We start from the raw sequence: 23,558 nt of genomic DNA on the forward strand, positions 1-23,558 counted from the left end.
CACGGGCGTTCCCGATCCCGGCGGCGCAAGGGATGTACCGCCGACCGTGCCGCCGGAGGGCAGTCCACATGCGCAACACTTCGCCTCTTCTCCGCTCCGGCCTGACCGCGGCAGCCGCCGCCGCGCTGCCCGTCGCCCTGGCCGCCGCTCCGGCCGCCGCCGGGCCGGGCATCTCGGTGAGCACCACCGGCACCACGGTGTCGGTCACCACCACGGCCTGCGCCCAGCTGAACGGCAGTTGGGGCACCGCCTCGCTGCTCAGCGGCGCTCAGCGGGACTTCGCCCAGGGCCGGCAGGTGGCACTGTCCGGCAGCGGTTCCGGCCAGTCGGCGGCCTGGTCGGGGATCGCGCCGGGGACGTACACGGTGATCGTCATGTGCTCGAACAACAGCACCGCGGGCACCCAGACGGTCATCGTCTCCGCGGCGCCCTCCCCCTCGCCGTCGCCCAGCCGCTCCGCCACTCCCTCCCCCTCGCCGTCGGCGTCGCCCCGCGGGGTCATGGGCGGCCTGGGCGGTGCCGTCCAGGACTACGGCACGGCCACTCTGGTGGCGGGCGGCGCGCTGGTGGGCGCCGGTGTCATCGCCGCTGCCTGGTTCCTGCGCCGCCGCTCGAAGCCGTACCGGTTCTGAGTGGGCGGGCCGGCGAGGAGGAGCGGGTGTCCCGGGCCGGCCCGTCGCCGGGCAGCTCGGCGAACTCCGCCAGCGCGTGTTCGAGCCAGCGGGTCCAGAAGGCCTCCAGGTCCAGGCCGGCCCGCAGCACCAGGTGCCGCAGCCGGTCCTCGGGGCTGTCCCGGCCGGGCGGGAAGTCCCGCTTCTCGATCTCCTCGTACTCGGCCAACTGCCGCTCGTGCAGCTCCAGATGGCGACGAAGGTCCGCCTCGATGCCGGTGGTGCCGACGACCGCCGCGGCGCGCAGCCGCAGCAGCATCGCGTCCCGCAGCGGCTTCGGGTCCTGTGCGGCGGCGGTCCAGCGGGCGAGTTCCTCGCGGCCCGCGGGCAGCACCTCGTAGGACTTCTTCTGCCCGCGGGCCGGCTGCTCGCCGGGCAGCGCGCGGATCAGGCCGTCCGCCTCCAGTTTTCCCAGCTCGCGATAGATCTGCTGGTGCGTCGCCGACCAGAAGTAGGCGATCGACTTGTCGAACCGGCGGGTCAGCTCCAGGCCCGACGACGGCTTTTCGACCAGGGCGGTGAGAATCGCGTGCGGGAGTGACATGGGGCCATCCTAGGGACGGCCCGCGACCGCCCCCTCACGTCGGCTTCCTACAGCGCCGCGGCCAGTTCTGTGCCCTGCTTGACGGCGCGCTCGGCGTCCAGTTCGGCGGCGGCGTCGGCGCCGCCGACGAGGTGGGCGCTGCGGCCGGCGGCGACCAGTTCGTCGTACAGGCCGCGGCTCGGCTCCTGGCCGGTGCACAGGACGACCGTGTCCACCTCGAGGACCGTGGACACGTCGCCGACCGTGAAGTGCAGTCCGGCGTCGTCGATCCGGTCGTAGCGCACCCCCGGGACCATGGTGACGCCCCGGTGCCTCAGCTCGGCGCGGTGGATCCAGCCGGTGGTCCGGCCGAGCCCGGCGCCGACCTTGGTGGTCCTGCGCTGGAGCAGGTGGACCGTGCGCGGGGGCGCGGGACGCTCGGGCGCGGCGAGGCCGCCGGGAGCGCGGTAGCCGGTGTCGACGCCCCAGCGGCGGAAGTAGGCCCCGGGGTCCTCGTGCGCCTTGTCGCCGCCGTCGGTGAGGTACTCGGCGACGTCGAAGCCGATGCCGCCGGCGCCGAGGATCGCGACGCGGTCGCCGACGGGTGCGCCGTCGCGCAGGACGTCGAGGTAGCCCAGGACGGACGGGTGGTCGACGCCGGGGATGTCCGGGGTGCGCGGGGTGACGCCGGTGGCGACGACCACCTCGTCGTAGCCCGCGAGGCCGTCCGCGGCGACCCGCGTGTTGAGCCGTACGCCGACGCCGTGCGCGGCGAGCCGGTTGCGGAAGTAGCGCAGCGTCTCGTCGAACTCCTGCTTGCCGGGGACCCTGCGGGCGACGTTCAACTGGCCGCCGATCTCGGCCGCGGCGTCGAACAGGGTGACCTCGTGGCCGCGTTCGGCGGCGCTCACCGCGCAGGCCAGTCCGGCGGGTCCGGCTCCGACGACGGCGACGCGCTTGCGCCGCCGGGTCGGGGAGAGGACCAGCTCGGTCTCGTGGCACGCGCGCGGGTTGACCAGGCAGGAGGTGATCTGCCCGCTGAAGGTGTGGTCCAGGCAGGCCTGGTTGCAGCCGATGCAGGTGTTGATCGCCTCGGGGCGGCCGGCCGCGGCCTTGGCGACGAAGTCGGGGTCGGCGAGCATCGGGCGGGCCATCGAGACCATGTCGGCCGCGCCCTCGGCGAGCAACTGCTCGGCCAGTTCCGGGGTGTTGATGCGGTTGGTGGTGACGAGCGGCACCGAGACCTCGCCCATCAGCCGTTTGGTGACCCAGGTGTAGGCGCCGCGCGGCACAGAGGTGGCGATGGTGGGGATGCGGGCCTCGTGCCAGCCGATGCCGGTGTTGATGAGGGTCGCTCCGGCCGCCTCGACGGCCCTGGCGAGGGCGATCACCTCGTCGAGCGTGGAGCCGCCGGGGACGAGGTCGAGCATGGACAGGCGGTAGACGACGATGAAGTCCTCACCGACCGCTTCGCGCACCCGGCGCACGATCTCGACGGGGAAGCGGATGCGGTTCTCGTACGAGCCGCCCCAGCGGTCGGTGCGGTGGTTGGTCCGCGCCGCGACGAACTCGTTGATCAGGTACCCCTCGGAGCCCATGATCTCGACGCCGTCGTACCCGGCCCCGCGGGCGAGCCGTGCGGTGCGGACGTAGTCGTCGACGGTGCGCTCGACCTCCGCGTCGGTCAGCTCGCGGGGCACGTGCGGGCTGATCGGGGCCTGCAGCGGGCTCGGCGCGACCAGGTCGGGGTGGTAGGCGTAGCGGCCGAAGTGCAGGATCTGGAGGGCGATGCGTCCGCCCTCGCGGTGCACGGCGTCGGTGACGACCCGGTGCCGCTCGGCCTCGTCCGGGGTGGTGAGTCTGGCGCCGCCCGGATAGGGCCGGCCCTCGTCGTTGGGGGCGATGCCGCCGGTGACGATGAGGCCCACTCCCCCGCGGGCCCGCGCGGCGTAGAAGGCGGCCATCCGCTCGAAGCCGCGCTCGGCCTCCTCCAGGCCGACGTGCATGGAGCCCATGAGGACCCGGTTGGGCAGCGTGGTGAAGCCCAGGTCCAGCGGGCTCAGCAGGTGGGGGTAACGGCTCATCGGGCCCTCCGTGCGCGGTGTGGTGCCTCTGTTGTAGAGGACCGCCGCGATTTTGTGCAACTAGTTGCACAAAATCGCGGCGCACACCACACCGACGCCCGCGGGGCCCGGCGTCAGCGGCTCTCCAGCCGTACGTGCAGCTCCCGCTCCTGGTCCCCGGAGGCCGTGCTCAGGTCGTGCACGGTGAACAGGGAGTCGAGGGTGGTGCGGAAGCGGTCGATCGCCCAGTAGCCGCCCTGCACGTCGGCGTCCACCGACGCCCCGAGGCGGGCCGGGCCGCACTCGCCGCGCAGGTCCTCGGCCACGTCGAAGGTGCCGAGCCACACGGTCGGGCGCACCTCGTGGTACTCCCGGGTCACGTCGCCCGCGTGCCGGTCGGAGGAGAAGCACGCGCACAGGGCGTCGAACACGGTGCGGGCGTCCTCCTTGCCGCACCCGCTCAGCTCCACCGAGACGGATTCCGGATGCAGTCGCTCACCGTCCATCGTGATCGCTCCTCTCGTGGCGCGCACCACCCGCTGCGGCTCGTACCGCCGGCAGGGGCGCATGCGGCCGACCGCGGCAGATACGGCCGACTGTGGCGCATACCTCCAGAAAAGCACCTCCCGCAGCCGGGCACTACCGCCGCGGCGGACACCGCGGCGGCAGGCGCGCTCAGCCGCGCGTGAACCGGTAGGTCACGCTGTCCGTCAGCACGCAGAAGCCCGGCGACACGACGATCACGCGCAGGGTGCCGGTACGGCGGTCGTAGTCGATGCCCTCCGCCTCGAAGTCGCCGGAGCACGCGCTGCGCAGGGGCAGCTGCCGCAGGGCGGTGACGTGGCCGGTGACGTCCGTGCCGTCGGGAGCGGCGGCCAGGTCGATCTGCAGCAGCGGTTTGGTGATGCCGAAAAGGGTGCCGGCCGGGTCGTCGGAGGAGCACAGCAGCGTGGTCGCGTCCGTGAAGTCGCACCCCTGCACGTCGCGCACGGCGTGGTCCAGGTGGACCGTGGCCGCCAGGGGGAGGTCGGCGGAGGGCGAGGTGTCCGGGTTGACTCCCGGCGTGGGGAAGACCAGGAGCCGGTCCATGGTGCCCCACTCCCCCGAGAGCATCCACCGGCCGTCCGGGGAGATCGCTGACCAGGAGTTGTTCAGCGCCTCGCCGTCGCCGAGTTCGTGCACGTACTCCGACCAGCTGCCGTCCGGCGCCTGCACGCGGAACATCTTGGTGTTCCCGTCGTCGCGCTGGTACGGCTCGACGTAGTGGCCGTCGTAGGAGGCGTCGGGGTCGCCGACGTGGTTCCAGCCCCGGGTGCTGAGGCCGATCGGGATGGTGCCGATCCCGGTGTAGCGGTTGGGGCTGCCCGCCGGCACCTCGACCGAGGCCAGCCCCTGGCTCTCGGTCAGCGGGTCGGCGCGGTCGGAGCCGACCTCGTTCCAGGTGTCGGCGGCGGGCGCGGCCGACGCCGTACTTCCGGTCAGGGCGAGGGCGAGAGCGGCGATTCCGGTGAGGACGGCGTGACAACGTTGCCGGGCGCGCGGGGACGCGGGACGCTCGGGACGGGTGAGAGGCATGGGGCTCCTCGGTGGGGGCGGCACAGGCCGGGGCATGGGCGTTCGGCGCACAGTCTGGCCCGCCGACGAGGTCATGTACAGACCAACCCGGGCCCGGCGCCCTGCGCGTCACCGCCACCGGCCGCACTTCCTCACCGCCCCCTTCCGACGGTGCACACGGCCGCGAGAGCCGGAAGTTGTATTCTGCAACCGGAGCCCGCCCTGCCGAGGAGGACCCGTGACGGCTGCCGAGACCCCCGACGATCCCGTCGACGCACGCGGCGGCGGAGCGCACGGCGAACCGGGGGGCGGCCCCGCCGACGTGGCCGTGGAGACCATTCAGCGGGAGATGACGGCCTTCGCCCGCCGCGCCCGCGCGTCGGCCGGGCGCATGCATCCGGAGCTGTCGCTCGTGTCGTACACGCTGCTCGGCCACCTGGAGGAGCGGGACGGCTGCCGGGCCACCGACCTGGCCGCCCACTACGCGCTCGACAAGTCCACGGTCAGCCGCCAGGTGTCCGCGCTGGAGCGCGCCGGGCTGGTCGAGCGGCGGCCCGACCCGGACGACCAGCGCGTCCAGGTCCTGCACCTGACGGAGGCCGGACGGCAGATCCTGGCGCAGGTCACGCGGCGGCGCCGCGCGGCGTTCAGGGAGCGGCTCGCGGACTGGGAGGAAGGGGACCTGGTCCGCTTCGCGGCGTACCTGGAGCGGTACAACGCGCGGCCGGACACGGGCGGCGACGAGGGCGCGGGCTGAGGGCCGGGGCGAGAACCGGTCCGAGGACCGGGCTGGAGAGTGGACTGGCGGCCGGGCCGCGGAATGGACCGAAGGGTGGGATGAGGAACGGACCGAAGGGTGGGCCGAGCAATGGACCGAAGGGTGGGTCGAGGGCTGGTCCGAGGGGCCCCGCCGAGGACGTACGGTTGAGGCGTACGCACTGATCACGCCGGCCGGGGCGGAACGCCCCGCCGGTCCGAAAGGCACCACCGCATGAACACCACCCGAGGCTTCACCGGGCGCACACGCGCCGCCCGGCCGGGGCTGCCGCCCGGTCAGTACGACGCGGGCGACGACTGGCCCGTGCTGTCCGCCGAGGTCACGCCGGAAGTCGCGGCCGCCGACTGGACCTTCCGCGTGGGCGGGCTGGTGGCCGAGCCCCGCACCTGGGACCTGGCCGGGGCCCGGACGCTGCCCGCCTCGGCGTACACGGGCGACATCCACTGCGTGACCGGCTGGTCGAAGTTCGGTGTGCGGTTCGGGGGCGTGTCCCTGGACGCCTTCCTGGACGCGGCGCGCCCGCTGCCGTCCGCCACGCACGCCGTCGCGTACTCGCACACCGGCTACGCGGCCAACCTGCCGCTCGCCGACCTCACGGGCGGGCGGGCCTGGATCGCGTGGGACTACGAGGGGCAGCCGCTCTCCCCCGAGCACGGCGGTCCCGCGCGGTTGGTGGTGCCCCACCTGTACTTCTGGAAGAGCGTCAAGTGGGTGGCGGGCCTGGAACTCCTCGACCACGACGAGCCGGGCTTCTGGGAGCAGAACGGCTACCACGCGCGCGGCAACCCCTGGGAGGAGCAGCGGTACTCCGGTGACTGAGACGGCCACGCACCCGACCGGTGCCTTCGCTCCCCCGACGCGCTTCGCGGTGCCCGGGCGCATCGAGGTCGACGGCCTGGTCGCCGGGACCTGGCAGACGGCCACGCTCGCGGAGATCCGGCGCGAGACGCCCCGCGCGTCCACCTTTCGCCTCGCCGTGCCCGGCTGGGCCGGTCATGTGCCCGGCCAGCACCTGATGCTGCGGCTGACCGCCCCGGACGGGTACACGGCCCAGCGGCACTATTCGCTGGCGTCCGCGCCGGACGGCTCCGGGCACATCGAGCTGACCCTCGACCACGTGCGGGACGGCGAGGTGTCCGGCTGGTTCCACGAGGTGGCGCGGCCGGGCGACCGGATCGAGGTCCGCGGTCCGCTGAGCGGCTTCTTCGCCTGGCCGGGCGACCGGCCCGCCCTGCTCCTCGGCGCGGGGTCCGGCGTGGTCCCGCTGATGTCGATGGTGCGGCACCACCGGGCGCGGGGACTGACCGTGCCCCTGCGGATGCTGGTGTCCGCGCGCGGCCCCGAGGAGCTGATCTACGCCCGTGAGCTCGGCGCGGAGACGACACCCGTGTTCACCCGGAGGGCGCCGGCCGGGACACGGGCGGGCCGGCTGGGTGCCGAGCACCTGAGGCCATTCCTGGCCGACCCGCCCGCGGGCGGCTGGGAGGCCTACGTGTGCGGCTCGAACTCCTTCGCGGAGCACGCCTCACGGCTGCTGGTGGCCGCGGGGCAGCCGGTGGAGCGGATCAGGATCGAACGCTTCGGCTGACGCGCACCCGGGCCCCACCGGCCTTCCGGCCACGCCCGCCCGCCGGTATGCACCGGCTCCCCTTCTCTCCCCCCGCTCGCGATCCGCCCTGCCCGGGTGGTGGGCGACACCTGCCGGAGTGGGTACCAGACCTGTGCGGGCACTCGCAGACGTGACGCGACCCAATGGCGCGACGGCCCTGTGCACGCGTACGGCCGTCCGTCGGACCCTCCGGTCGCGGTGATCACGGGGAGGTCGACCATGCGAACCCGGGTACGCGGCTGGCGCTGGCGGCACAATCCGCTGCGGCGCCGGTGCGACGTCGTCGAGGGATGGACCGTCCTCCTCGTCGCCCTCCTGCTGTGCGTGGGCGCGCCACTGCTCGGCACCGTCACCGCCTGGTGGGGATACGACCAGGCCCAGCGGATCGTCGCCCAGCAGCGGGCGGACCGGCAGCACGTCCGGGCCGCCGTGGTCGGCGCGGCCTCCGGCACCCTGCCGTCGACGCAACTCGGCGGGCAGCACACGTACCGCGCGACCGTCCGCTGGACCGCGCCGGACGGCGCGGAGAAGACCACCACCGCGCGGGTTCCGTCCGAGACCCGGCACGGCGACCGGGTCGACGTGTGGCTGGACTCGCACGGCCGGAGCGTGCCGGCGCCTCCCAGCGGAGCCGAGGTGTGGCAGCACAGCGCCACCGTCGGCTCCTTCACCGCCATCGGTACGGGGCTCGCGGTGCTCCTCGCGCACCGGGCCGTGCGCGGCGTGGCCCACCGGCGCCGGATGGCGGAGTGGGACCGCGACTGGGCGCGCACCGAGCCGCGGTGGACGCACCGCCGGGCCTGAGGCCGCCGCGCACCGGCGGCGCCGGGGCAGCGTGGGCGGCGCAGGCGGGATCTGGCCAGGCCTCCGGCCGCTCACGTACGGTGTGATCACCCGTACGGTCCGGCGTGTCCCCTGGCGAAGGCGGTTCTTGATGGCCCTGTTCGACCTACCGCTCGACGAACTGCGCGCGTACCGGAGCACGTCCGAGGAGCCCGACGACTTCGACGCGTTCTGGAGCGGGACACTCGCGCAGGCCCGCGCACACGATCTGGACGTGCGCTTCGAGCCGGTCGACACGGGACTGTCCACGGTGCGGGTGTACGACGTGACGTTCGCCGGGTTCGGCGGCCACCCGGTGAAGGGCTGGCTGACCCTGCCCGCCGCCGCGGCGGAGCCGTTGCCGCTGGTCGTGCAGTTCCTCGGATACGGCGGCGGACGGGGGCTGCCGCACGAGCACCTGCTGTGGGCGTCCACGGGCCGGGCGCACTTCGTGATGGACACCCGCGGCCAGGGCAGCGGCTGGGGCGGCGGTGGCGGGACCGCGGACCCCGTGGGCGGCGCGCCCGCGTACCCGGGCTTCATGACCCGCGGTCTGGACGCCCCGGAGAACTACTACTACCGCCGTGTCTTCACCGACGCCGTGCGTGCCGTCGAGGCGGCCCGTTCGCACCCGCTGGCCGACCCGGACCGCACGGTCGCGCTGGGCGCGAGCCAGGGCGGCGGCATCACGCTCGCGGTCGGCGGCCTGGTGCCGGACCTGGTCGCCGTCGCGCCGGACGTGCCGTTCCTGTGCGACTTCCCGCGCGCCACCACGCTCACGGACCGGCACCCCTACCGCGAGGTGGGCCTGTACCTCAAGACGCACCGCGGCCGGACCGGGGACGCGCTGCGGACGCTGTCCTACTTCGACGGGGTGCACTTCGCCGCGCGGGGCCGGGCGCCCGCCCTGTTCTCGGCCGCCCTGGAGGACCAGACCTGCCCGCCGTCGACCGTGTTCGCCGCCTTCAACGCCTGGGCGCACGAGGACAAGGCGATCGAGGTGTACGACTTCAACGACCACGAGGGCGGGGGCCCGTTCCAGGAGGCGGCCAAGCTGCGCTGGCTGCGCACCCGCGCCTGACCCGGTGGGTGGTGTTTCGGCCTAACCGGCGGACCGGCCTTCCCTGCTGGTTTAGACCAGTGGTACTCCTGGTGGCCCACCGAGCCCGAGCGGCTACCGTACGTCACCGACTGGAGGGCGCGGCATGGCCCGCACCACCCCGCACGACCACCCTCTCGCCGACCCCCGGCCCCTGTACCGGCAGGTCGCCGACCAGTTGCTCGGCGAGCTGCACGACGGGAGCGTCCCGCCGGGGGAACGGCTGCCGGGCGAGCGCCGGCTGGCCGAGCACTTCGGCGTGAGCCGGGAGACCGTGCGGCAGGCACTGGACGTGCTGCGCCGGGACGGCATGCTCAGCACCGACCGGCGGGGCAGTCATGTCGCCCTGCCCGGATCGCCCGCCGGGAGCCCGGCGCCCCTCGCCTTCCCGGTCGGCACCCTCGCGGACGAGCCCCGCACCGGTGCCCGTGCCACCGTGGCGTGGGAGGCACCCCCGGCCGAGCACGCCGTCGCGCTGGGCCTGGCACCGGGCCGGCCGACCCTGGTCCACCGGTACCGGTCGCCGTCCGCCGGCACCGGCGGGCGCCGGTCGGCGGTGACCTCCTTCTCGGCCGTGGCACTGGCCGAGGTCGAGGAGCTGGCCCGCTACCGCGACCGGGCCGACGGCTCCGCCGCGGCGCAGTTGCGGCGCACCTACGACTGGATGCGCAGGGCCGGCCTGGCACTGCACCACCGGGACACCATCACCCGCCCCACGGACACGGCGTCGGTCCGGGTCGTGCGGCGGGTGCACGACCAGTACGCACGGCCGCTGGAGATCACCGACCTCCTCGTGGACACCCGACAGGACGCCCTGGTCTACGAGTTCACGCTGCCGGCGGCCGGCTGACCCCCGCGCCGCCCCCGGCCGCCCGGGCCACGACCATCCGGACCCGCGGGCTGCCGTCGGGCCTGTACCCGAACTCCGGCAGGGCGTGCAGGTCCGCCCGGAACCCGGCGCGCGACAGCTCGCGGCCCACGTCCCCGAGCCGGAACGTCCGGTAGTACATGACGAAGGGCGGCCGCCACAGGGCGTTGCGCACGCGCATCGCGGCGTCGAAGCCGAGCAGCGCCCAGTAGCCGCGGGAGCCGGGGCGCGGCGGCGCGGCCACGGGGAAGGCGAAGCTGCCGCCCGGCCGCAGGACGGAGCGCACCTGGGTGAACAGGCCCGGCAGTTCGCGGGGCAGGAAGTGCCCGAACGCCCCGAAGCTCACCACGAGGTCGAACTCCGCGCCGAACGGCAGCGCACGGGCGTCCGCGCGCACCCAGGAGACCTCGGGGCCCGGCGACGGGGCGCGCTCACGGGCGACGTCCAGCATGCCCGCACTGAAGTCGACCCCGGTCACCGTCCGGCGGCACATCCGGGTCAGTACGTCCACGCCGGCGCCGGTGCCGCAGCACAGGTCGAGTCCGGCGTCGAACGGCCCCAGTGGCGCCAGCGCGGCGGCCACGGAGTCGAGCACCCGGTCCGGCGTGCGGTACGGGGTGCGGTCGAACTTGGGGGCGAGCAGGTCGTACCCGCGCTCGACCGACGACAGTGCCTGGGCGGCGAGTTCGCGCAGGGTGGGGCCTTCGGGGCTGAACATCGGGTCAGCCTAGGGCAGCAGGTCCCGCAGGCCCGGCGGCAGCGCGCCGTTCGCCCAGCACGGTCAGCACGCGCTCGCACCAACGGGCGTTGTCCCGCTCGAAGGTGATCCCGGCGAGCAGGGTGAGGTAGGGCCCAACCCGGTCGGCGTCGCGCAGGTACTCCTCCTCGGTGCGGCCGTCCAGGAGGCGTTCGCGGACCCGTTCGTAGCGGGCCAGCTTACCCAGGGCCCAGGCCCGGCGCTCCTCGACCAGTGCGCGGACGGCTCGCGGGTCGACGCCGTCCATGGCCTGCATCTTGATCAGGAACTCGTCGCGGACGGCGGTGGGGCGCCGGGTCGGCTCGGCGGCGAAGGCGGCCAGCTGTTCCCGGCCGGCCGCGGTGAGCGAGAACATCCGCTTGGTGGGCCTGCGTTCCTGCGGCACCGTCCGGGCCTCGATCAGGCCGTCGCCGGCGAGGCGCTCCAGCTCCCGGTAGAGCTGCTGCGGCGTGGCGGGCCAGAAGTTGGCGAGCGACACGTCGAACACCTTGGACAGCTCGTAGCCGGAGGCCTCGCCCTCCAGCAGAGCGGCCAGGACGGCGTACTTGAGAGACATGTCGACACGCTAACAAGCCGCCAGTACTCTACTCCACACTTATTCAAATAGTTCAGTAGCCAGAAGCTCTGCGGCTCAGTGGAAGGAAGATGCGATGCGGGCATTCCGTGCGGCGGTCGAGGCCCATGACATGGACGCCGTCGAGGCGCTGCTGGCCGAGGACGTGGTCTTCACCAGCCCCGTCGTGTTCAAGCCGTACCGGGGCAGGGCGGTCACCGCGGCGATTCTGCGCGCGGTCGAGCGGGTCTTCGAGGACTTCCGCTACGAACGCGCCATCGGCGACCCGGACGGCCGTGACCACGCGCTGGTCTTCACGGCCCGGGTGGGCGACCGCGAGCTCGGCGGCTGCGACTTCCTCCATCTCGACGAGGACGGGCGCATCGACGAACTGACGGTCATGGTGCGTCCGTTGTCGGGGGCGCAGGCGCTCCAGGCGGCCATGGCCGCGCAGTTCGACCGGGTCACCGAGGAGCCGCGGGAGGACCGGACGCCCTCGGCCGGCTGACTCGGCCGGTCCGGACGGAAGACAGACGGAGAAAGACAGAGGGAGGGAGGGCGGGCGGCGCGCACCGGAACAGAAGGCACACCGGCGGCGTTGTGCGGGGTGGACCGGGCGACGGTCGGCCCGTCCCGCCCCGCCGCACTCGCTCCACGTCCCGTGGTACGGTACGGGCAGCACTTGTGTACGCCCTGTTGGGGCGCCGGTGCCAGTTCCCTTCGGTTCGCGGACCCACCGGTCCCGGTGCGACCGGTATCCGCTTCTCAGCGCAACCTCGTGAGCGGGGTCTCCCCCGCTCCCGGCGAGGTGCTGTTGCCGCCGGGCACGAGCGTGTCGTCGCGTACGACCCCTCGCTCGGCCTCACCCCCTTCCTTCCGCATGTTCCGTGCCCGTGTCCTCGAAAGGACCGTCCACCATGACCACCACACTCGAACACCCCCCTGTGCAGCAGTCCCCGGCCGAGATCGCGAGCGGTGTCCTCGACATCGACGCGGGCGGGAAGGGACATCTGCGCGGCAAGAGCCTCCATCCCGAGCCCTCCGACCCCGTCCTGTCCCCCGCGCTGATCCGCCGCCACGGGCTGCGCAAGGGCGACCTGGTCGAGGCGGTGCGCGGTGAACGGCGCGGTCTGACCGACGTCGTCCGGGTGGGCGGCCGCACGCCGGACCCGCGGGGCCGGCGGCACTTCCGCGACCTGACTCCGCTGCACCCGCACGAGCGGCTGCGGCTCGAACATCCGGCGGCCGGCCTGACCGGGCGGGTCGCCGATCTCCTCACCCCGGTCGGCAAGGGCCAGCGCGGCCTGATCGTGGCCCCGCCGAAGACCGGCAAGACGGTCCTCCTGCGGCAGATCGCCGCCGCCGTGGCGGGCAACCATCCCGAGGCCCGGCTGATGGTGGTGCTGCTCGACGAGCGCCCCGAGGAGGTCACCGAGATGCGGCGTTCCGTGGAGGGCGAGGTGTACGCCTCGACCTTCGACCGGAGCGCCAAGCAGCACATCGCGCTCGCCGAACTCGTGATCGAGCGGGCCAAGCGGCTCGTCGAGGCGGGAGAGGACGTCGTCGTCCTGCTCGACTCCCTCACCCGGCTGTGCAGGGCACACAACAACGCCGCGTCCTCCGGCGGCCGCACCCTCAGCGGCGGCGTCGACGCCGGGGCGCTGCTGGGTCCGAAGCGGTTCTTCGGCGCCGCCCGCCAGGCGGAGGAGGGCGGTTCGCTCACCATCCTGGCCACCGCCCTGGTGGAGACCGGTTCGCGCGCCGACGACTTCTACTTCGAGGAGCTCAAGAGCACCGGCAACATGGAGCTGCGGCTCAGCCGGGACCTCGCCACCCGCCGGGTCTTCCCCGCCGTGGACCTGGTGGGTTCGGGGACCCGCCGCGAGGAACTGCTGCTGCCCGCCGCCGAGACGGCCGCCGCGCACGGGCTGCGGCGGGCGCTGCAGAACCGGGACGGGCACTACTCCGGCATGGAGACGCTGCTGGAGCGGATGCGGCGGACGCCGGACAACGCGACGTTCCTGCGGCAGGTGCTGCCGACCCTTCTCACCGGCTGACGCCGGGCGCGGGCGCGGACCGGGAAGACGGCCGTCGCCGGCTCGGCGGTCTCCGTGCGCTACGGCATCCGGGTGCTTGGGGACGCGACTCGGCCCGGGGAGCGCGGTGGCTCGGGGGTCCGTTCCTACGTTTGCGGTATGACTATCGGATTCTCATCCCGGGCGGTTCGATCGACCTGCGTCCTCTGCGTGGCCGGGCTGCTGACGCTCATGCCCGCCGCCGCGGCCGCCCGCGCGGGGCGCCCGGACCCGGGCCCGCCCGGCGGACAGCGGGCGGTGGAGCAGTCGTCGCCGCTGTACCGCTCCGGGACACAGGTCCGGCTCCGTCACGGTGTACCCGGGGTGCCCGGCGTCTCCGCGCTGTCGTGGGTGGTCGCCGACGCCGGCACGGGCGAGGTGCTGGCGGCCCACGACGCGCACCGCGAACTGCCTCCGGCCAGCACCCTCAAGACACTGTTCGCCCTCACCGTGCTGCCGGTGCTGCCCGGCGGGATCCGGCACGAGGTGAGCGCGGACGACCTGGCCGGCATCGGTCCCGGCAGCAGCCTGGTCGGTGTCGTCGAGGGCCAGACGTATCGCGTCTCCGACCTGTGGAACGGCGTCTTCCTCAACTCCGGCAACGACGCCGTGCACGTCCTCGCCTCCCTCGCCGGCGGCTGGAGCGCCACCGCCTCGCGCATGCAGGCCGAGGCCCGTGCCCTCGGCGCCCGCGACACCCATGTGCGCTCACCCGACGGGTACGACGCGCCGGGTCAGGTGTCGTCGGCGTACGACCTCGCCGTCTTCGGCATGGCCGGGCTGCGCCGTCCCGACTTCGCGCGGTACTGCTCCCGGGTGGACGCGATGTTCCCCGGCCGGAACGGGGACGCGTACGGGATCATGAACACGAACCGGCTGCTCACCGGGGCGGACGGCGTGGAGCCGTACCCGGGGCTGATCGGCGTCAAGAACGGTTACACCAGCAACGCCGGCAACACGCTGATCGCGGCCGCCCGCCGCGACGGGCGCAGCCTGGTGGTCACCGTGATGAACCCGCAGGAGGGCGGCGGCCACGCCGTCTACGAGGAGGCCCGCTCGCTGCTCGACTGGGGCTTCGAGGCGGCCGGCCGGGTCGACCCCGTGGGCTCGCTCCCCGCCGGAGGGGCGCCGCCGCGGCAGGGACCGCAGGCCGCTCCCGCGGCGGCGGTGGCGAGGCCGTCCGGGGACCAGTCCGGCTGGCCCGGGACCGGGACGATCCTCGGCGTCGCCGCACTCGGCGCGGGCGTCACGGCACTGGGCCTGCGGCTGCGGCTCGTGCGCGACGACGGACGCTGAGCCACCCGGAACCGGCCGAGGGGAGAACCACAGGCCGGGGGTGGTGCTGGCCACACCCCCGCTTCGGGGGCGGACGCCATTTAGGTTGCCGCGTGCCCGGCAACATACTGTGGCGCATGGCCAATTCCACGGTGCTCCCCGAGAGCTCGCCCGCCCGCGCAGCGGAACCATGCGCACAGCGAGAGGGACGCCGAAAGGGCAGTGACTTCTCCGAACTCTCCCGGCGCATAGCCGACGCGGGGCTGCTGCGGCGGCGCCCGCTCTACTACACGGTGCGCTTCGGCACCGTCGCCCTCGCGCTCGCGGGCGGTGTCGCCGCCTTCCTGGTGCTCGGCGACAGCTGGAGCCAGCTGTTCGTCGCGGTGGCACTGGCGGTGGTCTTCGGCCAGCTGGGACTCGCCGCCCACGACCTCGCCCACCGGCAGGTCTTCTCGGGCCGGCGGCCCAGCGAGGCCGGGGGCCTGCTGGTGGCGAACCTGTTGCTGGGCATGAGCTACGGCTGGTGGATGAACAAGCACACCCGCCACCACGCCAACCCGAACCACGAGGAGAAGGACCCGGACGTCTCCCCCGACATCCTGGTGTGGTCGCGGGGGCAGGCGAGCAGGGCGAAGGGCCTGCCGCGCTTCATCGGCAAGCATCAAGCCGCCCTGTTCTTCCCGCTGTTGACGCTGGAGGGGCTCAATCTCAGCTTCAACAGCTTCAAGGCGCTGCGCAGCCCGTCGATGAAGCGGCCGGTCGTGGAGGGGACGCTGCTCGTCGCGCACTTCGTGCTGTACTTCGGCGGCCTGTTCACGGTGCTCTCCCCCGGCAGGGCGCTCGCCTTCATCGTCGTGCACCAGGCACTGTTCGGGATCTACCTGGGCTCGGTCTTCGCCCCCAACCACAAGGGCATGCCGATGATCGAGGAGGGCACGCCGCTGGACTTCCTGCGCCGGCAGGTCCTCACCTCGCGCAACGTGCGCGGCGGTTTCCTCATCGACGCCTTCATGGGCGGCCTCAACTACCAGATAGAGCACCACCTTTTCCCCAGCATGCCGACACCCGCCCTCGGCAGGGCGCAGGTCATCACCGAGGCCTACTGCGCCGAACTGGGCGTCCCGTACCACCAGACGGGGCTGCTCGCCTCGCACCGCGAGGCACTGCGGCACATGAGGAGCGTCGGGGAGCCGCTGCGCAACGCCGGCTGAGCGGTCGGCCGGGCGGTCAGCTGTGCAGCGCGCCCGTGCCGAGCAGTCCGAAGAGCAGGACGCCGACCGCGATCCGGTAGACGACGAAGGCGTTGAAGGAGTGCTTGGCGACGAACCTCAGCAGCCAGGCGATGGAGGCGTAGGCCACCACGAAGGAGACGAGGGTGCCGGCCGCGAGCGGCGCGGCACCCGCTCCGGTACCGAGGGCGTCCTTCAGTTCGTAGAGGCCGGCACCGGTGAGGGCCGGAATGCCGAGGAAGAAGGAGAGCCGGGTGGCGGCGACCCGGTCGAGGTCGAGCAGCAGGGCCGTGGACATGGTGGCGCCGGAGCGGGAGAAGCCCGGGAAGAGCAGGGCGAGGATCTGGGAGCCGCCGACCAGCATCGCGTCCTTGAGGGACGTGTCGTCCTCACCGCGCTTGTGCCGGCCGGTCCGGTCCGCCCACCACATCACGCCGCTGCCCACGATCAGCGACCCGGCCACCACCCACAGCGAGGCGAGGGGACCCTTGATGAGGGGCTTGGCCGCCAGGCCGACGAGCACGATCGGCACGGTGGCGAAGACGACCCACCAGGCGAACCGGTAGTCGTGGTGGTACCGCTCCTGCGGGTCGCGCAGGCCGCGCGCCCAGGCGGCAAGGATCCGTGCGATGTCCTTGGAGAAGTAGACGAGCACGGCGGCGATCGCGCCGACCTGGATCACCGCCGAGAAACCGATGACGGCGTCGTCGTCGACCGGGATGCCCATCAGCCCCTCGACGATCTTGAGGTGTCCGGTGGAGGAGACGGGGAGGAATTCGGTCACCCCCTCGACGGCTCCGAGGACGACGGCCTGACCGATGCTGATGGCGCTCATGGCATCCAGTTCCTACTACACGCGGGTGACTGCCCCGCCTCATGTCCAGAGCGCGTCGGCGAGTGTCACCCCCGCGAACGCCGCCGCGAGGCCGGCCGCCACGCTGCCCGCCACGTTCGCGGCGGCCTGGAGCCGGGCGCCCGTCTCGGTCAGCCGGAGGGTCTCGTAGGAGAAGGTCGAGTACGTGGTGAGGGCGCCGCACAATCCGGTCCCCAGGAGCAGCCGCAGCTCGGAGCCGGCCGCTCCGGCCAGGGCGGCACCGGTCAGCACGCCGAGGACCAGGCTGCCGGCCACGTTCACCGTGAAGGTGCCCCAGGGGAAGACCGAGTCGTGCCGCGACTGCACCGCGCGGTCGGTGAGATAGCGCAGCGGGGCGCCGATCATGCCGCCCGCGACGACCAGCAGCCAGTTCACGACGGCCTCCCACCCTCGTACCGGACGACCTCGCAGTCGTCGAGGACGACCAGGCCGTCGGTGACGAGTTCGTCGAGGAGCGGCAGAAAGGCCCGTACGCGCTCCTCGGTGTCCACGACGACGACGGCCACCGGCAGGTCCTCGCTCAGGGACAGCAGCCGGGTGGTGTGGATCAGGGACGAGGCGCCGAAGCCCTCCACGCCGCGGAAGACGCTGGCGCCCGCGAGTCCGGCGGCGTGGGCGCGGTGGACGATCTCGGAGTACAGGGGCCGGTGGTGCCAGGTGTCGTTCTCGCCGACGAGCACGGTCAGCCGCAGGGCTCTGCCGGTCAGCCTCGTCATCGCTGCCTCCGCTTCAGGACGCGGCGGGCCGCCCATGCGGCGAGGCACACCGCCGTGAGTGCCGCGAGCGGGGTCGCGGCGAGGTACGCCAGGCCCGTGCGGGCCCGGCCGTCGGCGAACAGGTACCGAGTGTCGACCGCGTAGGTCGAGAAGGTGGTGAAGCCGCCGAGTACGCCGGTGCCGAAGAAGGGACGGACCAGGCGGTGGACGGGGCGCGCCTCGGTGATGACGACCATGAACACGCCGATCACGGCGCAGCCGGCGGCGTTGACGCACAGGGTCGTCCACGGAAAGCCGCCGGTCGGCGTGGGCCACCCCAGGGAGGCCGCGTAGCGGGCGGCGGCGCCGGCACCGCCCCCGAGCGCCACGACGGCGACGACGGGTGCCTGGGAACGCCACGGGGGCCGTGCGGGGGCGGACGGCCGGACACCGCCGAGGTGCTCGGTGCGCGGAACTGTCATGGGCGTACGTCTCCTACTCGCCGGGCAGGGAGATGCCTCCGCTGCGCAAGTAGGGACCGTTGGCGGCGGTCGTGCCGCGGTTCGGGTACGGCGGGCCCCACCGCCGCGCCGTGCGCCCGTCAGGAGCACGGCTGTGGGCAAGCGTAACGCCGGGGCGCGCGCCGGTCATCTCCGGACCCGGCCGGCGCGGGACCGCCGGGACTCCTGTCCGGCCGTACGGGGCCTTGAGCGTGCACTAGTTGCACGCTCAAGGAAGAAGGGTCCCGGTGCTACCGTTCGGGTATGGCAGCCAGGACGGCCGGGGCACGGCTCGACGAACGGTGGCGGGGCATCCTCTCGGTGCACGCGCGCACGATGTGCGAGATCGACCGTGTGCTGCATCCGCACGGTCTGGGCGCGAGTGACTTCGAGGTGCTGGACCTCCTGGTGACCGAGGGGCCCGAGGACGGCGCCCAGTGCCGGGTGCAGAACCTGGTCGGCCGAGTCCACCTCAGCCAGAGCGCCCTCTCCCGGCTCATCGCCCGGCTGGAGAAGGACGGCCTGGTGGAGCGCTCGATGTGCGCGGAGGACCGGCGCGGTGTGTACGTCGCGCTGACCCGCAGGGGCCGCGACCTGCACTCGCAGGTGCTGCCGCTGCAGCGGGCCGCGCTGGCCCGCATGCTCGGCGACGACGAGGGCGCGCTGTCCTAGGACAGCCCTAGGGTCTGTCGTCACATTCCCGTCGTCCGCCCGAAGGGCGGGCCTGGCGGCGTCAGGTGCGTGCTCTCGGCGTGCCGGGCGTCGACCGGCGTACTGGGCCGGCCACTGCGACGCGAGCGCGCCCAGCGGCACCATCCGGTAGCGGGAGACGTAGGGCAGCAGGTCGGCCATCTCCACTTCCGAGGTGAACACGGGCACCACCTGCCGGCCGCCCTGCTGTTCCAGTACCGGAAGGGCCAGCATGCCGGGGTCGGCGGAGTCCTGGTCGTTCGCGTCGTCGGGCACCGGGACGAGGACGTCGCTGCTCGCGAGCGTGTCGAGCGCCGCCGTGTCCTCCGTGTTCTCGGCCAGCGTGTCCAACGCGCGCCCGGCGGGCGTGGCGGGGTGGTGGTCGTTCGCGGGTGTGTCCATGGCGTATTCCCTGGTAGCGGCGGTGGTGGGCCCGCGCGGACGAGCGGCGCGGGGGCGGTCCAGCCTCGCGTACCCGATCGACCACGGCGCAATCATGTTCGACTCCGGCGCGGACGCACTCAGATGATCGGCCCGGGGCCCACTTGATCGCTCCATCGGGCGGTGGGGTTAGCATATGAGCGCCTCCTAGCTCGAAAGATAAGAGACGTGACTGTCAACGACGACTCGTTCACCAACTGGAAGAACCGCGAGGAGATCGCGGAATCGATGATCCCGATGATCGGGAAGCTGCACCGGGAGCAGGACGTCACGATCCTGCTGCACAGCCGTTCCCTGGTGAACAAGTCGGTGGTCAGCATCCTCAAGACCCACCGCTTCGCCCGCCAGATCGCCGGCGCCGAGCTGTCGGTCACCGAGACGATGCCCTTCCTGCGGGCCCTGACCGCCCTCGACCTCGGGCCCTCCCAGATCGACATCGGCATGCTCGCCGCGACCCACCGGGCCGACGACCGGGGGCTGACGGTGGCGGAGTTCACCGCCGAGGCCGTGGCGGGTGCCACGGGCGCCAACAAGATCGACCGCCGCGAGCCCCGCGACGTCGTCCTCTACGGCTTCGGCCGCATCGGGCGGCTCGTGGCCCGCCTGCTCATCGAGAAGGCCGGCTCGGGCAACGGGCTGCGGCTGCGCGCCGTCGTCGTCCGCGGAGGCGGGGAGCGGGACCTCGTGAAGCGCGCCTCGCTGCTGCGCCGCGACTCCGTGCACGGCCAGTTCCAGGGCACGATCACCGTCGACGAGGAGAACAGCACGATCCTCGCCAACGGCAACGCCGTCAGGGTGATCTACGCCGACGACCCGACACAGGTCGACTACACGGCGTACGGCATCAAGGACGCCATCCTGATCGACAACACCGGCAAGTGGCGCGACCGCGAGGGGCTGTCGACGCACCTGCGGCCGGGCATCGACAAGGTGGTGCTGACCGCGCCCGGCAAGGGCGACGTCCCGAACATCGTGCACGGCGTCAACCACGACACCATCAAGCCGGACGAGCGGATCCTGTCCTGCGCGTCCTGCACCACCAACGCGATCGTGCCGCCGCTGAAGGCGATGGCCGACGAGTACGGCGTCCTGCGCGGCCACGTGGAGACGGTCCACTCGTTCACCAACGACCAGAACCTGCTGGACAATTACCACAAGTCCGAGCGGCGGGGCCGCAGCGCGCCGCTGAACATGGTCATCACGGAGACGGGCGCCGCCTCCGCCGTCTCGAAGGCGCTGCCCGACCTGAGGGCGCGGATCACCGGCAGCTCGGTGCGGGTGCCGGTGCCGGACGTGTCGATCGCGATCCTCAACCTCCAGCTCGCGCGCGAGACGACCCGCGAGGACGTGCTCGACCACTTGCGCGAGGTGTCGCTGACCTCGCCGCTCAAGCGCCAGATCGACTTCATCAGCGCCCCGGACGCCGTCTCCAGCGACTTCATCGGATCGCGCCACGCCTCGATCGTGGACGCCGGCGCGCTGAAGGTCGAGGACGACAACGCGATCCTCTACCTCTGGTACGACAACGAGTTCGGCTACTCCTGCCAGGTCGTCCGCGTCGTCCAGCACGTCTCCGGGGTGGAGTACCCGACATACCCGGCGCCGGAGGCCTGATCCGGGGCGCGGCGGTCGGCGGTGAGGGGCGGCGGGGTGTCTCCCGCCGCCCCTGGCGCGTCCGCCGTGTCAGGACGTGAGGCCCGCGACGAACAGCCGGGTCAGCGCGGTCGGCGCCGTGATGGCGGTGCCGACGACGACGCTGTGCGCGCCGGCCGCGAGGGCCCGCGCGGCCTGCTCGGGCGTCGCGACGCGGCCCTCGGCGATCACCGGAACGTCCAGCGCGCCGGCCAGGTCGGTCACGAGTGCCAGGTCCGGGCCGGTCTGCACCGGGGAGCCGGGCACATAGCCGGACAGGGTGGTGCCGACGAGGTCGGCTCCCTGGTCGGCGGCGGCGCGGCCCTCGCCGAGGGTCGACACGTCGGCCATGACCCGGGCGCCCGCCCGGTGGACGGCCGCGACGAGGTCGGCGAAGGTGCTGCCGTCGGGGCGCGGGCGCGCGGTGGCGTCGGCGGCGACGACCGCGGCGCCCGCCTCCACCAGCGCGAGCGCGTGGCGCACGGTCGGGGTGATGAAGACGCCGGTGTCGCCGTCCTTCCACAGGCCGATCACCGGGCAGTCGACGGCCGCGACGGTGGCCGCGACGACCTCGGGGTCGTTGACGCGCACGGCCGCCGCGCCGCCGGACCGCGCCGCGAGGGCCATGCGGACCAGGGTGCCGGTGTCACGCATCGGGTCACCGGGCGGTGCCTGGCAGGACACGATCAGGCGGCCCCTGAGGGCTTCTGCCGGGGAGGCGGTCGGAGGTGAGGGCTGGGGCGGGGTCATGACGGTGCTCCGGTGGGGTGGGGACGGTGCAGTGGCAGGGTGCGGGTCAGCGCGGCCGCTCCGAGGACCGCGGCGTCGGCACCGCCGTGCGGTGCGGCGAGGCGCAGCGACCGCAGTGGAGGCATGAGTTCCGCGGCGAAGGCCTCGTCCAGCGCGTCCCGGTACGGGGCGCCGATGCCGAGGACGCCGCCGGTGACGACGACGCGGTGCGGGCCGAGCGCGTTGGCGAGGCCGCCCAGGGCCCGACCGGTCGCGCGGGCGCCGAGCGTGATGGCGGCGGTGGCGTGCCGGTCGCCGCGGGCTGCGCGTTCGGCGACGGTCTGCAGGCGGTCCGCCCCGTCGCCGCCGAGCCGGGCGTAGTGCGCGGTGATGGCGGGTCCCGCCGCGATCGCCTCCAGGTGGCCGGTGGCTCCGCAGGTGCAGGGGAGCCCGTCCGCCTCGGGGCTGGGCAGATGCCCGAGGTGCCCGGCGATTCCGGCGGCGCCGTGCAGCATGCGCCCGCCCGCGGCGACGGCGCCGCCGACTCCGGTGCCGACGGCGGCGTAGATCAGCGTTCCGTCGTCGCCGAGGCGGGCGAGTTCGGTGGCGGCGGCGGCACGGACGTCGTTGTCGCAGGCCACGGGGGTCCCGGTGCGCGTGGCGAGACCGGCGGCGAGCCGGGTGCCGGCCCAGCCGCGGATGGTGTCGGTGGCGCTGGTGACCGTGCCGGAGACCGGGTCGATCACGCCGGCCGCGGCGACGCCGACCGCGGCGGTGCCGGGTGCCCGCACTGCGCGGACGGCCTCGGCCAGCGCGTCCAGCACCGCCCCGGCCCCCCGTGTCGCAGGGGTGGGCCGGGTGTACCGGGCCAGCACGGCGCCGCCGGCCCCGACCAGGGCGGCGGCGATCTTCGTACCGCCCAGGTCGAGGCCGATCACCGGCGCGTCCGGGTGCCGTCCGGTCATCGGACCGGCAGCAGCCCGGCGCCGCGCAGGTGTCGTTCGACGTGGGCGACCGAGGCCTCGCCCAGCTGGATCTGCGGGGCGGCGGTGGTGCCGTGGGAGAAGACGCCGAGCAGCCGCAGGGCGTGCTTGAAGGCGCCGATGGCCGACGAGTTGCGGCCCATCTCGCTCTCGGGGCCGGCGTCGACGAGGCCGAACAGTTCGACGAGCCGCTCCTGTTCCTTGCCGGCGCCGTCCGGGTCGCCGCCGCGCACGGCGTCGTAGAGGCGGACGTACCCGGCGGGGTCGACGTTGCCGAGTCCGGGTACGACGCCGTCGGCGCCGGCCAGCAGGGCGGCGTCCACGGTCAGTTCGGAACCGGTGAGGATGCTGAAGGAGGGGGCGGGGCCGTCGGCGCGGCCGTGGCGCCCGCCGAGTTCGACGAGGAGCCGGCGCAGGCCGCCCTCGTCGCCGCTGCTGTCCTTGAGGCCGGCCAGCGTGCCGTCCTCGGCGAGTTCGCGCACGAGGGCGGCGGGGAGCTTGCTGTGCACGGAGACGGGGAGGTCGTAGGCATACAGGGGGAGGTCCACGGCGGAACGGATCGCACGGAAGTGTGCGGCGGTCTCGCGCGGGTGGGTGCGGGCGTAGAAGCCGGCCGTGGCCACCAGGGCGTCGGCGCCCGCTTTGCGGGCGGCCTCGGCGTGGACGAGCACCCGGGGGGTGGTCATGTCGATGACCCCGGCGAGGACGGGCACGCGGCCCGCCACCGCCTCGACGACGGTGTCCAGGACGAGGGCCCGCTGCCGGTCGGTGAGGAAGGCGACCTCGCTGCTGGAGCCCAGGGCGAACAGCCCGTGCACTCCCCCGCCGACGAGGTGTTCGACGAGACGGGCGAGCGAGGCGGTGTCGACCTCGCCCGTCTCGTCCAGCGGAGTGCAGACGGGCGGCACGACGCCGCGCAGGGGCTGGGACGGGGACATGGTGTTGTTCTCCTGGGCTGTGCGAGTGGTGGAACGGGCGGAAGCGGGCCGCCGGGCGGCATGTGGCCGGCTCGGCGGGTCGTGGCCGGCTCGGCGGGTCGTCCGGACCGGGCCGGCTCCGGGCGACGGCGCCGGTCAGTCGGCTTGGGCGGGATCCGGTGCGTGCGACTGCGCGGCGGAGGAGGGCGACCGGGCGAAGC

27 protein-coding genes and 1 pseudogene are annotated in these 23,558 nt (G+C 73.6%); 14 read left to right on the forward strand and 14 right to left on the reverse strand.

Annotated features, from left to right (window positions below; translation table 11 throughout):
• The first annotated feature begins 68 nt into the window (after positions 1-68).
• Positions 69-632: a hypothetical protein gene (locus IG94_RS0100680; protein ID WP_031029281.1), complete on the forward strand. Its 564-nt coding sequence runs from the start codon at positions 69-71 to the stop codon at positions 630-632.
• On the opposite strand, the gene IG94_RS0100685 is transcribed toward IG94_RS0100680, so the two are convergent.
• From IG94_RS0100685 to IG94_RS0100700, 4 genes are all read right to left on the reverse strand, one after another.
• Positions 580-1,215 carry a PadR family transcriptional regulator gene (locus tag IG94_RS0100685; protein WP_224227904.1) on the reverse strand — a complete coding sequence of 212 codons (636 nt, stop codon included), beginning with the start codon at positions 1,213-1,215 and terminating at the stop codon, positions 580-582. The two genes, IG94_RS0100680 and IG94_RS0100685, sit on opposite strands and share 53 nt — an antisense overlap.
• Positions 1,216-1,262: 47 nt before the next feature.
• The gene (locus tag IG94_RS0100690) at positions 1,263-3,278 is read right to left on the reverse strand and encodes an NADPH-dependent 2,4-dienoyl-CoA reductase (RefSeq protein WP_031029289.1); all 2,016 of its coding nucleotides are present in this window, start codon (positions 3,276-3,278) and stop codon (positions 1,263-1,265) included.
• Positions 3,279-3,391: 113 nt separating this feature from the next.
• Positions 3,392-3,763, reverse strand: a complete 372-nt coding sequence (locus IG94_RS0100695) for a hypothetical protein (protein ID WP_031029291.1) — start codon at positions 3,761-3,763, stop codon at positions 3,392-3,394.
• A gap of 169 nt (positions 3,764-3,932) precedes the next feature.
• On the reverse strand, positions 3,933-4,832 hold the full coding sequence (locus IG94_RS0100700; protein ID WP_031029294.1) for a hypothetical protein: 900 nt from the start codon (positions 4,830-4,832) through the stop codon (positions 3,933-3,935).
• Positions 4,833-5,049: 217 nt separating this feature from the next.
• Between IG94_RS0100700 and IG94_RS0100705 the strand changes: the two genes are divergently transcribed.
• From IG94_RS0100705 to IG94_RS0100730, 6 genes are all read left to right on the forward strand, one after another.
• Positions 5,050-5,568, forward strand: a complete 519-nt coding sequence (locus tag IG94_RS0100705; protein ID WP_052410499.1) for a MarR family winged helix-turn-helix transcriptional regulator — start codon at positions 5,050-5,052, stop codon at positions 5,566-5,568.
• A gap of 234 nt (positions 5,569-5,802) precedes the next feature.
• Positions 5,803-6,408 carry a sulfite oxidase-like oxidoreductase gene (locus IG94_RS0100710; protein WP_031029300.1) on the forward strand — a complete coding sequence of 202 codons (606 nt, stop codon included), beginning with the start codon at positions 5,803-5,805 and terminating at the stop codon, positions 6,406-6,408.
• The gene (locus tag IG94_RS0100715) at positions 6,401-7,177 is read left to right on the forward strand and encodes a ferredoxin reductase (protein WP_031029302.1); all 777 of its coding nucleotides are present in this window, start codon (positions 6,401-6,403) and stop codon (positions 7,175-7,177) included. Before IG94_RS0100710 ends, IG94_RS0100715 begins: the two co-directional genes overlap by 8 nt.
• Before the next feature lie 240 nt (positions 7,178-7,417).
• A complete protein-coding gene (locus tag IG94_RS0100720; protein ID WP_031029304.1) occupies positions 7,418-8,002 on the forward strand; it encodes an Rv1733c family protein in 585 nt (194 codons plus the stop codon).
• Positions 8,003-8,132: 130 nt separating this feature from the next.
• The gene (locus IG94_RS0100725; protein ID WP_031029305.1) at positions 8,133-9,101 is read left to right on the forward strand and encodes an acetylxylan esterase; all 969 of its coding nucleotides are present in this window, start codon (positions 8,133-8,135) and stop codon (positions 9,099-9,101) included.
• Between the two features lie 124 nt (positions 9,102-9,225).
• Positions 9,226-9,969 (forward strand): GntR family transcriptional regulator, encoded by a 744-nt coding sequence (locus IG94_RS0100730; RefSeq protein WP_031029307.1) that lies wholly within the window; start codon positions 9,226-9,228, stop codon positions 9,967-9,969.
• Here the strand turns inward: IG94_RS0100730 and IG94_RS0100735 are convergent.
• A complete protein-coding gene (locus IG94_RS0100735) occupies positions 9,947-10,705 on the reverse strand; it encodes a class I SAM-dependent methyltransferase (protein ID WP_052410500.1) in 759 nt (252 codons plus the stop codon). The genes IG94_RS0100730 and IG94_RS0100735 overlap by 23 nt on opposite strands.
• A 4-nt stretch (positions 10,706-10,709) precedes the next feature.
• Complete coding sequence (locus IG94_RS0100740; RefSeq protein ID WP_031029311.1) at positions 10,710-11,300, reverse strand: PadR family transcriptional regulator; 591 nt, start codon at positions 11,298-11,300, stop codon at positions 10,710-10,712.
• Positions 11,301-11,394: 94 nt separating this feature from the next.
• Between IG94_RS0100740 and IG94_RS0100745 the strand changes: the two genes are divergently transcribed.
• The 4 genes from IG94_RS0100745 (at position 11,395) to IG94_RS0100760 (ending at position 15,858) form a co-directional block, all read left to right on the forward strand.
• A complete protein-coding gene (locus tag IG94_RS0100745) occupies positions 11,395-11,805 on the forward strand; it encodes a nuclear transport factor 2 family protein (protein WP_031029314.1) in 411 nt (136 codons plus the stop codon).
• A 409-nt stretch (positions 11,806-12,214) separates the two neighbouring features.
• The gene (gene rho / locus IG94_RS0100750) at positions 12,215-13,354 is read left to right on the forward strand and encodes a transcription termination factor Rho (protein ID WP_031029318.1); all 1,140 of its coding nucleotides are present in this window, start codon (positions 12,215-12,217) and stop codon (positions 13,352-13,354) included.
• Between the two features lie 138 nt (positions 13,355-13,492).
• On the forward strand, positions 13,493-14,668 hold the full coding sequence (locus tag IG94_RS0100755) for a D-alanyl-D-alanine carboxypeptidase family protein (protein ID WP_043482715.1): 1,176 nt from the start codon (positions 13,493-13,495) through the stop codon (positions 14,666-14,668).
• A 116-nt stretch (positions 14,669-14,784) separates the two neighbouring features.
• A complete protein-coding gene (locus IG94_RS0100760; protein WP_031029324.1) occupies positions 14,785-15,858 on the forward strand; it encodes a fatty acid desaturase family protein in 1,074 nt (357 codons plus the stop codon).
• A gap of 16 nt (positions 15,859-15,874) precedes the next feature.
• Here the strand turns inward: IG94_RS0100760 and IG94_RS0100765 are convergent, their stop codons facing one another.
• From IG94_RS0100765 to crcB (IG94_RS0100780), 4 genes are read right to left on the reverse strand one after another with little or no spacing between them, the layout of a single operon-like run.
• Positions 15,875-16,711: an undecaprenyl-diphosphate phosphatase gene (locus IG94_RS0100765; RefSeq protein ID WP_031029327.1), complete on the reverse strand. Its 837-nt coding sequence runs from the start codon at positions 16,709-16,711 to the stop codon at positions 15,875-15,877.
• Between the two features lie 39 nt (positions 16,712-16,750).
• Complete coding sequence (crcB, locus tag IG94_RS0100770) at positions 16,751-17,125, reverse strand: fluoride efflux transporter CrcB (protein WP_031029329.1); 375 nt, start codon at positions 17,123-17,125, stop codon at positions 16,751-16,753.
• Positions 17,122-17,466 (reverse strand): DUF190 domain-containing protein, encoded by a 345-nt coding sequence (locus IG94_RS0100775; RefSeq protein WP_031029331.1) that lies wholly within the window; start codon positions 17,464-17,466, stop codon positions 17,122-17,124. Before IG94_RS0100775 ends, crcB (IG94_RS0100770) begins: the two co-directional genes overlap by 4 nt.
• The gene (gene crcB, locus IG94_RS0100780; protein WP_031029333.1) at positions 17,463-17,927 is read right to left on the reverse strand and encodes a fluoride efflux transporter CrcB; all 465 of its coding nucleotides are present in this window, start codon (positions 17,925-17,927) and stop codon (positions 17,463-17,465) included. The genes IG94_RS0100775 and crcB (IG94_RS0100780) overlap by 4 nt, the downstream gene beginning before the upstream one ends.
• A gap of 282 nt (positions 17,928-18,209) precedes the next feature.
• Here crcB (IG94_RS0100780) and IG94_RS0100785 point away from each other — a divergent pair, with 282 nt between their 5' ends.
• Positions 18,210-18,617, forward strand: a complete 408-nt coding sequence (locus IG94_RS0100785) for a MarR family transcriptional regulator (protein ID WP_031029335.1) — start codon at positions 18,210-18,212, stop codon at positions 18,615-18,617.
• Positions 18,618-18,722: 105 nt separating this feature from the next.
• On the opposite strand, the pseudogene IG94_RS40080 reads toward IG94_RS0100785, so the two are convergent.
• Positions 18,723-18,986 (reverse strand): annotated as a pseudogene (locus IG94_RS40080) (SseB family protein); the annotation flags it as partial.
• On the opposite strand from IG94_RS40080, the gene IG94_RS43255 reads away from it, so the two are divergent.
• Positions 18,868-19,164: a hypothetical protein gene (locus tag IG94_RS43255; protein ID WP_031029337.1), complete on the forward strand. Its 297-nt coding sequence runs from the start codon at positions 18,868-18,870 to the stop codon at positions 19,162-19,164. The pseudogene IG94_RS40080 and the gene IG94_RS43255 sit on opposite strands and share 119 nt — an antisense overlap.
• An 80-nt stretch (positions 19,165-19,244) precedes the next feature.
• Positions 19,245-20,690 (forward strand): glyceraldehyde-3-phosphate dehydrogenase, encoded by a 1,446-nt coding sequence (locus IG94_RS0100795; RefSeq protein ID WP_031029339.1) that lies wholly within the window; start codon positions 19,245-19,247, stop codon positions 20,688-20,690.
• A gap of 69 nt (positions 20,691-20,759) precedes the next feature.
• On the opposite strand, the gene IG94_RS0100800 is transcribed toward IG94_RS0100795, so the two are convergent.
• From IG94_RS0100800 to IG94_RS0100810, 3 genes are read right to left on the reverse strand one after another with little or no spacing between them, the layout of a single operon-like run.
• On the reverse strand, positions 20,760-21,458 hold the full coding sequence (locus tag IG94_RS0100800) for an N-acetylmannosamine-6-phosphate 2-epimerase (protein ID WP_031029341.1): 699 nt from the start codon (positions 21,456-21,458) through the stop codon (positions 20,760-20,762).
• Positions 21,455-22,402, reverse strand: a complete 948-nt coding sequence (locus IG94_RS0100805; protein ID WP_031029343.1) for an ROK family protein — start codon at positions 22,400-22,402, stop codon at positions 21,455-21,457. Before IG94_RS0100805 ends, IG94_RS0100800 begins: the two co-directional genes overlap by 4 nt.
• A complete protein-coding gene (locus IG94_RS0100810; RefSeq protein WP_031029345.1) occupies positions 22,399-23,358 on the reverse strand; it encodes a dihydrodipicolinate synthase family protein in 960 nt (319 codons plus the stop codon). Before IG94_RS0100810 ends, IG94_RS0100805 begins: the two co-directional genes overlap by 4 nt.
• Positions 23,359-23,558: the final 200 nt, after the last annotated feature.

It is taken from the genome of Streptomyces olivaceus, from assembly GCF_000721235.1.
In the GTDB taxonomy this organism is placed as follows: domain Bacteria; phylum Actinomycetota; class Actinomycetes; order Streptomycetales; family Streptomycetaceae; genus Streptomyces; species Streptomyces olivaceus.